Below are 12,226 nucleotides of genomic sequence, written 5' to 3'. Positions count from 1 at the left end.
AAGCCGCGCCGTTGAAAGTCTTTGGGGAAGGGGTCCGGGGAAACCCCTTTCTTCAGAAAGGGGTTTCCCCGGAGGTCTTCATGCCCATCGACGCGGTCATCTTCGATTTCGACGGCACGCTTGCCGAGCTGGTCATCGACTTCAACCGGATGCGAACCGCCATCGCGGCCCTGGCCGAGGCCTTCCTGGGCGAACGGCCGGAATCCGGCGGCCTGCCGGTGCTGGAGTGGCTGGAAGAGCTGGTGGAGGAAGTCGAAGCCTTTGACGAGGATCTGGGCAAGCAGCTCCGGACCCGGGGGCTGCTCACGATCACGGCCATGGAGCTGGACGCTGCGGCCAGGGGGAAGCTCTTCGGCTTCGCCCGGCCGGTGCTGTCCGGGCTGGCGGCCCGGGGCCTGGCCACGGGCATCATCACCCGCAACTGCACGGCGGCGGTGAAGAAGGTCTTCCCGGACGTGGAGAAGAGTTGCGGAGTCTTCCTGGCCCGCGAGGACGCCCCCCGGGTCAAGCCGGACCCGGCGCACGCGCTCCTGGCCCTGGAGCGGCTCGGCGTGGAACCCGGCCGGACCCTGCTCGTCGGCGACCACCCCCTGGACGTGGAGACGGCCCGCCGCGCGGGCATGCTCGCCGGGGCCGTGGCCAGCGGCCGAGTGGGCCTGGAGGAGCTCTCCCTGGCCGCGCCGGACTTCGTGGCCGAGAACTGTGCGCTGCTGCTCACGCAACTGGGACTGTTGGACGGACTCGGGAACGGAATTGCCCTGGGGAAAGAAAGTCGCTAGAAGAAAATAGGACAAAGGACATCAACCCTTTCCGGGAATCTGGCGGGCGGAATGATCCGAAAGGTCAAGGTCAAGGATCTCAAGACCGGCATGTACGTGGTCAAGTACGGCGAGGGTACGTACACCAATCCGTTCATTTCCATAGAAAAGCCGATTCTCTCCGAAAAAAGCGTCACGCAGTACATTCCGGCCCACGTCGCGGAAGTCTTCATCGACGACGCCATCAATCTCGACATTCGGGCGGCGGTCCGCGCCGCGGCCGAGGCGCCCGACGAGGGGCCGCCCCCGCGCGTGCCCCTGGCCGACGAGATCGTGGTGGTGGAGAAGGTCTACAACGAGGCCCTGAGCTACGCCAAGACCTTCATGGACGACGTCCGCAAGGGCAAAAACGTGGATTACCGCGACTCCCTGCCCATGGTCGACGGCGTCATCGACAGCGTGTTCCGCAACGAACGCGCCGGGGCCACCCTCTGCAAGCTGCGCCGCTTCGACGAATACACCTACACCCACTGCATCAACGTGAGCGTCCTGGCCGTGATCCTGGGCCGCCATCTGCGCCTGTCCAAGAAGGCCCTGCGGATGCTTGGCGTGGCCGGGCTCTTCCACGACGTGGGCAAGGCCAAGATTCCTGAAGATATCCTGAACAAACCGGGCCAGCTTTCGGACAAGGAATTCAAGGTGATGCAGGGGCATTCCCTGGAGGGTTACCGGATCATGGTCGGGCAGAAGGGCCTGCATCCGGAAATCCTCAAGGCCATCCTCCAGCACCACGAACGCTACGACGGGCGGGGCTACCCCCAGGGACTCAAGGGACCGGACATCGGCAAGTTCTCGCGCATCGTCTCGGTGGTGGACGTCTACGACGCCCTGACCAGCAAGCGGGTCTACAAGGACGCCCTGGCCCCGACCCGGGCCCTGGGCATGATGTACCAGTGGCGGCTTTCGGACTTCTATCCCAACTCCGTGGAGCACTTCATCAAGTGCATGGGCGTCTACCCGGTGGGCAGCTTCGTGCGCCTGTCCGACGGCTCCTTCGGGATCATCTGCGACGACAACCCGGCCTATCTCTTGCGCCCCAAGATCAAGGTCATCATGGACAGGAACATGCGCGTGACGCCCATCCGCGTGGTGGATCTGGCCGATCAGCGCGGCGCGGCCGAACCGCTGCGCATCACCGAATGCCTCAACCCGGCCGACTACCACGTCGACCTCTCGCGCTACTTCTTCACCTAGCCACGGCCGACGCTGATTCCAACGGCTCCGCTAGATCTGCGTGAGCTTGTACTTCCGGCTGCCCAGGCCGATCTTTTCGGCGTAGGCTAGGCCCATGTCCTCGGGCACGTGCGGATGCACGGCCAGGAACTTGTCGTCTCCGGGCTTGAGGCCCTTGGGCAGGCGGCTGGGCCAAAGGGGCTGGGCCGCGTTGACCAAGTCCACGCTGGCCTGGTCCACGGCCACCGGGTCGGTGGAGGCCAGCACGCCGATGTCCGGGCAGATGGCCGCGTCGGTGAAGCCCATGCAGTCGCAGTCCGGGACCACGGAAAGCACGAAGTTCAGGTGCAGGCAGGGCCCGCGCTTGGTGGCCAGCACGGCCTTGGCGTACTCCATCATGCGCTCCAGGAAGGCCTGGATGTCGGTCTTCCAGTCGATGGCCAGAGCGCCGGTCTTGCAGGCCGTGAAGCACATGCCGCAGCCCACGCACTTCTCCATGTCCAGCACGGCCTTGCCCGCCTCGCCCAGGACCAGGGCCCCGGCCGCGCAGACCAGGGCGCAGGAGCCGCAGCCCACGCACTTTTCCGGGTCCAGGACCGGGCCGGTGGTGATGTGCTGGTGCATCTTGCCCTGCTTGGAGGCGCAGCCCATGCCCAGGTTCTTGAGCGCCCCGCCGAACCCGGCCATCTCGTGGCCCTTGACGTGGTTCACCGAGACGAGCGCGTCGGCCGCCGCGATGTCCCCGGCGATGAAGGCCTTCTTCACGTGCCTGCCCCGGATGCGCACGGCCTCCTGGTGCTGGCCCTTGACGCCGTCGGCGATGATCACCGGCGCACCCAAGACCAGGGGGTCGAAACCGTGTTCGGCGGCCACGAGGTGGTGCGACACGGCCTCGCCCCGGCGGCCCACATAGAGAGTGCTGGCGTCGGTGAGGAAGGGCTTGGCCCCCTGGCCGACGAGCCAGGAGATGAGGGGCTTGAGCAGCAGGGGCCGGACGAAGCCGGTGACACCCTGCTCGCCGAAGTGGATCTTCACGGCCGTGAGGTCGCCCGGGGCCAGCCCCAGATCCTTGCCAGCGGCCTTGACGAGTTTCGTCAGCCTGGCCTCGTTGCCGGATTTCAGGCTGGCCCGCAGATTCCAGAAATGCACGGTGCTCGTGGTCATGGAGCTTCTCCCTTGGGCTGTCCCGTTTATCCTCCGTTTTTAGCAGCCGGCCCGCCGCCAAGGCAAGCGGAGCAAGAAGACGGCCCGCACGGAACGAATCCGTGCGGGCCGCCGAGAGCATCAAAACAGGATCGGAATCAGAAGCTGGGGATGGTCTCCTGGACCTCGGTGAGCAGGAACTTGCCCGCCTCGATCCACTTCTTCAACTCGTCGGCCACCTCCAGACACATGGACAGGCTGGTCAGGGGCACGGCCTGGGTCTTCTTGCCGTTGACCATGATCTCGCCGGACTTGAGCTCCTCGTAGGTCACGTGGCCCAGGATGCGGGGCAGCCCGTTGGGGTAGTCGTAACCGTAATCCTTGATCGGCATCTGGATGTCGGCGTCGGAGACGCCGGTGAACCAGGCCATGTCCTCGTCCAGGACCGGGATGGGGATGCCCACGCCGACGGCCAGGGAGCAGCCGTAGCCCACGATGGAGACGCCGCGCAGATAGCGGGCGCGCATCTGCTTCAGGTCGCCCCGCAGCATGAGCGTGCCCGCGGCGGTCAGGGGGATGCCCCGCTCGTTGCGCGGGGGCTTGGGGTTGTGCTGGGTGCCCGCGCCCAGAACCCAGCCCGTGCCGCCGCCCAGGAATATCTTGGTGCCCAGGCCGATGGTCCGCAGGAAGGGGTCGTTGAACAGCGGCGAGAGCTGCCCGCCCGTGGCGTAGTTTGCGTTGTGGCTGTTGGGCTTGAGCGGACCCATGTAGGTGTGGATCGTACGGCTCGTGAGGTTCACGGCCACGTTGTAGTTCTGGTAGCAGTTGCGCGGATTGAGGAGTTGGGCGAAGGGCAGGTCCGCCAGGGTCACGTCCTTGTCCAGCTTGCGCCGGGGATAGCAGTCCGTGCCGTAGGCCTCGGCCCGCAGATGCACGGCCTTGCCCCGGGCCAGATCCTCGATGACGTGGCCGCCGCCGTAGATGAAGCGGCCGGGGTAGACCTTGTTCAGCGGATCGTCCTCGGCGGGCTCGGTGGCCCCAAGGTAGCCGTCAACGGCGGCCACTCCGGCGTGGCAGGGCACGTTGTTGATCCAGACCTTGGAGGTCTTCATCACCGGCGGCTCCTGCCCAATGTTGAACATGAGCCCGGAGGAGCACATGGGCGAGAAGGTGCCCGTGGTGACCACGTCCACTTCCCTGGCCGCCTTGGTCTTGCCGATCTTCTTCACCAGCGCGGTCATTTCGCCGGCGTTGAGCACCACGGCCTTGCCCTTGCGGATGCGCTCGTTGATCTCCTGGATCGTCTTGTTCACCTTGGGACTGGACATACCTTCGCTCCGAGAGGCGGTTTGCTTCCGGGTCATTCCGGGCCCTTCAGATTGGACCAAAACATCTGCGAAGGCAATAATTATTCGGCCGCCGGACCCGCAACCGGCCTTGGCTTCGCACCGGTTTTGGGATACAAATCCGGAAGTCTTTCGAGGGTCCTCAAAACGCCCCTGACCCGTTCGAAAAACTCCTTTTATTTTCTTTTGTCAGCGCCGGTTCGGGAAACGGTCGCCAAACGTGAAACAAGTCCTTCGCCAACACCTCATCCAGACCTGTTCCGAACAGGAACTTCGGCGCTGGTTCGACCCCCTTTCCCTGGCCATGGCCGAGGACGGCCGATGCCTGGAGGTGGGCTTTCCCCACGCCTACTTCGCGCGCTGGTTCGAGGAGGGCATCCGCGACCGCTTCGAGGCGCTCCTGTCCACCTTCCTGGGCGACGGCTGCTCGGTGCGCTACCGGGAAAGCCGCTCCAACGGACCAGCTCCGGCCGCCAAATCCGAATCCCGGGCCGTGGATTTCCCCTTCGACTCCCAGTTCACCTTCGAGACCTTCATGGTCAACAAGAAGAACTACTTCCCCCTGGCCTCGGCCCGGGAAGTGGCCAAGCAGGCCGGAACCCTGTTCAACCCCTTCGTGGTCTGCGGCGCCGGGGGTTCGGGCAAAAGCCACCTGCTTCGGGCCATCGCCAACGAAATCAGCAAGCGCCACGACCCGGCGCGCATCCTGCTGACCTCCATGCAGGACATTCAGACCAGCTATGAGGGGGACCGAATCGCGGCCCGTGCTCGCTTGACGGACCATGACTTCCTCTTCGTCGACGACCTGCACCTGATCCGCAACTCCCTGGATCTCCAACAGGAAATGATTTCCGTCTTCAACCACTTCTACGACAACCGCAAACAGATGGTCTTCACCTCGCCCGTGACCATCGCCTCCTGCGACTATCTCGACCCCATGCTCCGCTCGCGCCTGGAATGGGGCCTCATCGTGACCCTCAAGCAGCCGGACCTCGAGGTCCGCGTGAACTACGTGCAGGAGCGCTGCCGAACCAAGAAGCTCATGCTCTCCAGGGAGCAGATGCTGACCCTGGCCCAGCGCTTCCACGACTTCCGCTATCTCCAGGGCATCCTGCTCAAGCTCACGGCCTATCGCGAGCTGGTGCGCAAGGAGCTGGACGAACGGGACTTCGAACAGATCCTGAACAACACCGAGGAGAAGACGGCCGAGGCTCTTTCACCCCGGACCGTCATCGCCATCGTGGCCGAGCACCAGGGAGTGAACCCAAAGGACATCCTGGGGTCGCGGCGCAACCAGAACATCGCCCTGGCCCGGCAGATGGCCATGTTCCTCTGCCGCGACCTGCTCGGATTATCCTTCCCGGCCCTGGGTCGGGCCTTCGGTGGAAAGGACCACAGCACGGTCCTGTATTCGGTCAAAAAAATAAATCAAATTCAACAAGATGATCAGTCTCTGAAAAAGGTGTTAAAAGACCTGAAGAGAAAATGTCTGTTGGCCGGCGAACAGGGTTCGACGGCCTGACGAGGAACGTCAGGGAACGTTTCCCGAACAGCGGGATGTTCCTTTTTTTTGAAAGAAAAACAAGGTGTTCGTACAAAGACGAACAAAGAGACGCCCCCTTCCACGGCAACCAAGGAGAAAGAACATGTTTTTGAAGGTGAAGAGGGACGAAATCATCGAAGGCCTGCAGAAGTCCGCCAACATCATCCCGGCCAAGACCGGCGCGGCCTTCCTGCGCACCATCTGGCTCAAGGCCGACTCCGGCGCCTTGTCCGTCATGTCCACCGATTCCAACCTGGAGTTCTGCGGCTTCTATCCGAGCGTGATCCAGGAGGAGGGCCTGGCGGGCGTCCAGGGCCGCGCCTTCTACGACCTCGTGCGCAAGCTGCCCGCCGGGTCGGAGATCACCCTGCGCACCGACGCTGAGAAGCAGAACCTGCTGGTCGAGCAGGGAGCCCGCAAATACAAGCTGCCGGTCAACGACCCGGAGTGGTTCCAGAAGTTCTCCGCCTTCCCCGAGAACGGGACCATCTTCTGGTCCGGCGACCTGCTCAACGAGATCATCGACAAGGTGGCCTTCTGCGTCAGTGACGAGGACTCCATGGAGGCGATCGCCTGCCTGTACATGCTCCCTTCCCAGGCCGGGCCCATGGACGAGGGCAAGCGAGTGGAGGTCTGCGGCCTCAACGGGCACCAGTTCGCCATGTTCAGCTTCATCAACGACGACGTGCACGCCCTGCTCCCCGAGGAGGGCATCCTGATCCAGAAGAAATACATCCTGGAGCTGAAGAAGTGGCTCTCGGGCGACGAGATCGAGTTGTCCATCAGCAACAAGCGGCTTTTCTTCCGCACCGGCGACAAGAAGGAAACCTTCAGTCTGCCCCTTTCCTACTACCAATATCCCAATTTCAGGGGCTTCCTGACCAAGCTCCAGGAACAGGGCTCCAGCAACCTGCGCTCCAAGCGCGGGGAGATGATCGACGCGCTTGAGCGCATCACCATCTTCAACACCGACACGAACCGCTGCACCTACTTCACCTTCCGGCCCGAGGAGACGATTCTCTCCAGCCAGGGACAGGAGATGGGCACGGCCACCGAGACCCTGGAGTCGAGTTTCTCCGGCTCCATCCCGCATATCGCCTTCCCGACCAAGAACCTGATCGAGATCCTGAACCACTTCGGCAGCGAGAACGTGAGCTTCGTGCTCACCGGCCCGGAAGCGCCCTGCGGCATCACCGGGGAAAACGATCCCGACTACCTGGTGATCCTCATGCCGATGATGATCCAGGAAGAGACTTACTACAGCGAGGACAACGCCTAGCATGAGCGACCAGACCCAGCATCACAACGGCTACAACGCGGACAGCATCACGGTCCTCGAGGGCCTTTCGGCCGTGCGCAAGCGCCCGGCCATGTACATCGGCTCCACGGACATCCGGGGTCTGCATCACCTGGTCTACGAGGTGGTGGACAACTCCATCGACGAGGCCATGGCGGGATTCTGCTCACGCATCCGCGTGACCCTGCACATGGACAACTCCGTGACCGTCTCGGACAATGGCCGCGGCATTCCTGTGGACATGCACCCCAAGGAGAAGCGGCCGGCCGTGGAAGTGGTCATGACCGTGCTCCACGCGGGCGGCAAGTTCGACAACGATTCCTACAAGGTCTCCGGCGGTCTGCACGGCGTGGGCGTCTCGGTGGTCAACGCCCTTTCGGAGTTTCTCGAGGTCACGGTCAAGCGCGACGGCAAGCTCTGGCGCCAGAAGTACGAACGCGGCAAGCCGGTCACCGGCGTGGAGCAGGTGGGCGAGACCCAGTCCACGGGCACCATGGTGCGCTTCCGTCCGGACGAGGAGATATTCGAGGTCAACCAGTTCGATTACGCGGTGCTCAAGAAGCGCATGCAGGAGCTGGCCTACCTCAATTCCGGTCTGGAGATCGAGTTCACCGACGAGCGCAGCGGCGAGCGCGAGAGCTTCAAGTATGAAGGTGGCATCCGTTCCTTCGTGGCCGACATCAATCAGGGCCAGGGAGCTATCCACGACATCATCCACGGCTCGGCCGACGCCGACGGCGTCATCACCGAGTTCGCGGTGCAGTACAACCAGTCCTACAAGGAAAACGTCTACACCTTCGCCAACAACATCCGCACGATCGAGGGTGGCACCCACCTCATGGGCTTCAAGGCGGCCCTGACCCGGGCGCTGAACACCTACATCCAGAAGTCGGACATCTCCAAGAAACTCAAGGAGAAGCTCACCGGCGACGACGTGCGCGAGGGCCTCACGGCTGTGGTCAGCGTCAAGCTGCCCTCGCCGCAGTTCGAGGGCCAGACCAAGACCAAGCTCGGCAACTCCGAGATCGCGGGCATCGTGGCCGCCATGGTCTACGAGAAGCTCAGCCAGTTCTTCGAGGAAAATCCCCGCGAGGCCAAGGCCATCATCGAGAAGGTGGTGGACGCCGCGAGGGCTCGCGAGGCCGCTCGCAAGGCCCGCGACCTGGTGCGCCGCAAGGGGGCGCTCTCGGACAACTTCCTGCCCGGCAAGCTGGCCGACTGCCAGAGCAAGAACCCCGAGGAGTCGGAGATATTCATCGTCGAGGGCGACTCGGCGGGCGGTTCGGCCAAACAGGGCCGCGATCCGCGCATCCAGGCCATCCTGCCCCTGCGCGGCAAGATTCTGAACGTGGAGAAGACCCGCTTCGACAAAATGCTCGGCAACAAGGAGATCCGCGCGCTCATCACGGCCCTCGGCGTGGGCGTGGAGGAGGAGAAGGACTTCAACCGGCTGCGCTACCACCGCGTCGTCATCATGACCGACGCCGACGTGGACGGATCGCACATCCGCACCCTGCTGCTGACCTTTTTCTTCCGCCAGTACCAGGAGCTCATCGAGAAGGGCCACCTGTTCATCGCCCAGCCTCCCCTGTACCGGGCGCACAAGGGCAAGGTCGAGCGCTTCATCAAGGACGACGTCGAACTGCAGCAGTTCCTTCTTTCCCAGCTGGGCGAGGGCTTGAGCGTCGAAAGCGCCGGCGGCAAGGTCTTCAAGGGCAAGGACATGATCCGCCTGCTCACGGACATCCGCTTCGTGCGCGAGAAGATCGGCGACGCCCAGAACATGGGCATCGAGGAGAGCCTGTTCCTGGCCCTGCTGGAGAGCCCGCACAAGCTCTCCTTCCGCTACCTGGAGAAGTCCGATCCCGCGCCGTTCATCGCCGACATGGCCGAGCGGGGCTACAAGACCCGCATCGAGACCGAGCGCGACGAGGAAGCCCAGAAGGACCGGCCCTACATGGTCTTCGAGAACCAGGGCGGCCACCGCACCCGGCTGGCCATGGAGTTCTTCAACTCCAAGCTCTACAAGAAAACCTTCGAGACCTATTCGGCCCTGGTCCAGGACTGCGGCGAGTTCCGTTTCCAGCTCAGCCGTCCCGAGGGAGCCATTCCCGCCGGCGGCCTCTTCGCCCTCTACGACCTGGCCATGGCCGAAGCCCACAAGGGCTGGGGCATCCAGCGCTACAAGGGCCTGGGCGAGATGAACCCCGAACAGCTCTGGGACACGACCATGGACCCGGGGCGGCGCAGCATGCTCCAGGTGAGCATCAAGGACGCCGCCGAGGCCGACGACATCTTCAAGAACCTCATGGGCGACATGGTGGAGCCCCGGCGACAGTTCATCGAACGCAACGCCCTGGCGGTGCGGGAGCTGGACATCTAGGACCATCCTCGGGGCGGTCGCGGTTGAACGGACCGGCGGCCCTCCCCGCATGGGCGGGTTCCGGTCTTCATATTGGAGGAATGTGTGGAAAATTTCGTCACCATTGAAGAAGAACTGAAAAAATCCTACCTGGAGTATTCGCTCTCGGTCATCATCGGCCGGGCCATCCCGGACGTGCGGGACGGATTGAAGCCGGTGCATCGGCGCATCCTCTACGCCATGTACGATCTGGGCAACGGCTGGAACCGGCCCTACAAGAAGTCCGCCCGCGTGGTCGGCGACGTCATCGGCAAGTACCACCCCCACGGCGATTCGGCGGTCTACGACGCCCTGGTGCGCATGGCCCAGGACTTTTCCATGCGCGACATGCTCGTGGACGGCCAGGGCAACTTCGGCTCCATCGACGGGGACTCGGCGGCGGCCATGCGGTACACGGAAGTGCGCATGTCCCGGCTCACCTCCGAGTTTCTGGCCGACATCGAAAAGGAGACCGTCAACTTCCGGCCCAACTACGACAACACCCTGCAGGAGCCCGAGGTTCTGCCGACCAAGGTGCCCAACCTGCTGCTCAACGGCACGGCGGGCATCGCCGTGGGCATGGCCACCAACATCCCGCCGCACAACCTGGGCGAGCTGGTGGACGGCTCGGTTCATCTCCTGGAGCACCCGGATTGCACCATTCATGAGCTCATGGCCCGTATTCCCGGGCCGGACTTCCCCACCCGGGGCCTGATCTACGCGGGCAAGGGGCTGGAAGACGCCTATACGACCGGCCGGGGCAGCATCAAGATCCGCGGCCGCGTGGTGGTGGAGGAGCAGAAGAAGGGCGGCAAGGAGGCCGTGGTCATCACGGAAATCCCGTACGCCCTGAACAAGTCCAGCCTGGTGGAGAAGATCGCCCAGCTGGTCAACGAGAAGAAGATCGACGGCGTGTCCGACCTGCGCGACGAGTCCGACCGCCGGGGCATCCGCATCGTGCTCGACCTCAAGCGCGGGGCCATCGCCGACATCATCATCAACCAGCTCTACAAGTTCACGCCGCTGGAGACGAGCTTCGGCATCAACATGATGGCCGTGGCCGAAAATCGGCCCGTGCTCATGAATCTGAAGCAGGTTCTGGAGTACTTCCTGGAGCATCGGCGCGAGGTCATCATCCGCCGTTCGCGCTTCGACCTGGACAAGAGCGAGAAGCGGGCCCACATCCTGGAAGGTCTGCGCATCGCCCTGGACAACATCGACGAGGTGGTCAAGATCATCCGCGCGGCCAAGGACGCCGTCGAGGCCAAGGCCGCCCTCGGCGAACGCTTCGGCCTCTCCGACCTCCAGTCCCAGGCCATCCTGGACATGCGCCTGCAGCGGCTCACCGGCCTGGAGCGCGAGAAGCTCCTTGAGGAATACAAGGAACTGCTCAAGTTCATCGAGTACCTGAAGAGCATCCTGGAGAACGAGGAGGTGCTCAAGGGCGTCATCCGCGACGAGCTGATCGAGGTCAAGAAGAACCACGCCACCCCGCGCAAGAGCGAACTCATCCGTGACGACGCGGCCTGCATCGACGTGGAGGATCTCATCCCGGACGAGGAAGTGGTCATCACCCTCTCGCAGCGCGGCTACATCAAGCGCACCCAGCTCTCCAACTACCACCAGCAGCGCCGGGGCGGGAAGGGCGTCTCCGGAGTCCAGACCGGCGACGGCGACTTCGTGCACACCTTCCTGATGACCACGAACCATCAGCATCTGCTCGTGTTCACCAACCAGGGCAAGATGTACCAGCTCAAGGCCCACCAGGTTCCCGAAGGCAGCCGCTACGCCAAGGGCGCCCACGTGGCCAACCTGCTGCCCCTGGACAAGGACGAGGTCATCGCCACGGCCATCTCGGTGCGCGAGTTCGACGAGAGCCGTTTCCTGCTCTTCGTCACCCGCCGGGGCATGGTCAAGCGCACGAGCCTTGAACTCTATCGCAACTGCCGGACCACGGGCATCAAGGCCGTGATGCTGCGCGACGGCGACGAGCTGCTGGCCGTGCGCGAGGTGCCCCAGGACTGCGACGTGGTCCTGGCCACCAGCAAGGGCACGGCCATCCGCTTCAACATCAAGGACGCCCGGTCCATGGGCCGCGCGGCCTCGGGAGTGAAGGGCATCGCCCTGCGCGGCGACGACCGGGTGGTGGCCGCCGTGGTCACCGGCGACCCCCTGCGCACCCAGCTCCTGACCGTGGCGGCCGGAGGCTACGGCAAGCGCACCCCGCTGGACCAGTACCGGCTCCAGACCCGGGGCGGCAAGGGCGTGATCAACATGCGCGTCACGGCCAAGACCGGCGAGGTCATGGGCGCGGTCATGGTCCAGGAAAGCGACGAGATCGTCATGCTGACCTCGACCAACAAGGTCATCCGCATCGGCGTCACCGAGGTCAGTCTGACCCAGGGACGGGCCACCCAGGGCGTGCGTCTCGTGCGCATGGACGGCGAGGGCTCGGTCGCCGGGTTCGACCTCGTGGACCGGGGCCTGGAGCAGGACGTCTAGCCT

At 63.9% G+C, this 12,226-nt stretch carries 8 protein-coding genes; 6 read left to right on the top strand and 2 right to left on the bottom strand.

Annotation, left to right across the window (positions count from 1 at the left end; all coding sequences use genetic code 11):
• The first annotated feature begins 80 nt into the window (after nt 1-80).
• Nucleotides 81-779 (top strand): HAD family hydrolase, encoded by a 699-nt coding sequence (locus H587_RS19260; protein ID WP_051203038.1) that lies wholly within the window; start codon nt 81-83, stop codon nt 777-779.
• A gap of 51 nt (nt 780-830) precedes the next feature.
• Nucleotides 831-2,012 carry a cyclic di-GMP phosphodiesterase gene (locus H587_RS0115900; protein ID WP_027177070.1) on the top strand — a complete coding sequence of 394 codons (1,182 nt, stop codon included), beginning with the start codon at nt 831-833 and terminating at the stop codon, nt 2,010-2,012.
• A gap of 30 nt (nt 2,013-2,042) precedes the next feature.
• Here the strand turns inward: H587_RS0115900 and H587_RS0115895 are convergent, their stop codons facing one another.
• Both H587_RS0115895 and H587_RS0115890 read right to left on the bottom strand, forming a co-directional pair.
• Nucleotides 2,043-3,155 carry a DUF362 domain-containing protein gene (locus tag H587_RS0115895; protein WP_027177069.1) on the bottom strand — a complete coding sequence of 371 codons (1,113 nt, stop codon included), beginning with the start codon at nt 3,153-3,155 and terminating at the stop codon, nt 2,043-2,045.
• 137 nt (nt 3,156-3,292) lie between these two features.
• Nucleotides 3,293-4,462 carry a homocysteine biosynthesis protein gene (locus tag H587_RS0115890; protein ID WP_027177068.1) on the bottom strand — a complete coding sequence of 390 codons (1,170 nt, stop codon included), beginning with the start codon at nt 4,460-4,462 and terminating at the stop codon, nt 3,293-3,295.
• A 238-nt stretch (nt 4,463-4,700) separates the two neighbouring features.
• Here H587_RS0115890 and H587_RS0115885 point away from each other — a divergent pair, with 238 nt between their 5' ends.
• The 4 genes from H587_RS0115885 to gyrA all read left to right on the top strand — a co-directional run bounded on the left by H587_RS0115885 (nt 4,701) and on the right by gyrA (nt 12,223).
• Nucleotides 4,701-6,002, top strand: a complete 1,302-nt coding sequence (locus H587_RS0115885; RefSeq protein ID WP_027177067.1) for a DnaA ATPase domain-containing protein — start codon at nt 4,701-4,703, stop codon at nt 6,000-6,002.
• 124 nt (nt 6,003-6,126) lie between these two features.
• On the top strand, nt 6,127-7,302 hold the full coding sequence (gene dnaN / locus H587_RS0115880; RefSeq protein WP_027177066.1) for a DNA polymerase III subunit beta: 1,176 nt from the start codon (nt 6,127-6,129) through the stop codon (nt 7,300-7,302).
• Nucleotide 7,303: 1 nt separating this feature from the next.
• The gene (gene gyrB, locus H587_RS0115875) at nt 7,304-9,703 is read left to right on the top strand and encodes a DNA topoisomerase (ATP-hydrolyzing) subunit B (RefSeq protein ID WP_027177065.1); all 2,400 of its coding nucleotides are present in this window, start codon (nt 7,304-7,306) and stop codon (nt 9,701-9,703) included.
• Nucleotides 9,704-9,787: 84 nt separating this feature from the next.
• Nucleotides 9,788-12,223 carry a DNA gyrase subunit A gene (gene gyrA, locus H587_RS0115870; RefSeq protein ID WP_027177064.1) on the top strand — a complete coding sequence of 812 codons (2,436 nt, stop codon included), beginning with the start codon at nt 9,788-9,790 and terminating at the stop codon, nt 12,221-12,223.
• The last annotated feature ends 3 nt before the right edge of the window (nt 12,224-12,226 follow it).

Source organism: Desulfovibrio aminophilus DSM 12254 (assembly GCF_000422565.1).
In the GTDB taxonomy this organism is placed as follows: Bacteria; Desulfobacterota; Desulfovibrionia; order Desulfovibrionales; family Desulfovibrionaceae; genus Aminidesulfovibrio; species Aminidesulfovibrio aminophilus.
This window is presented reverse-complemented; position numbering and strand designations above follow the sequence as displayed.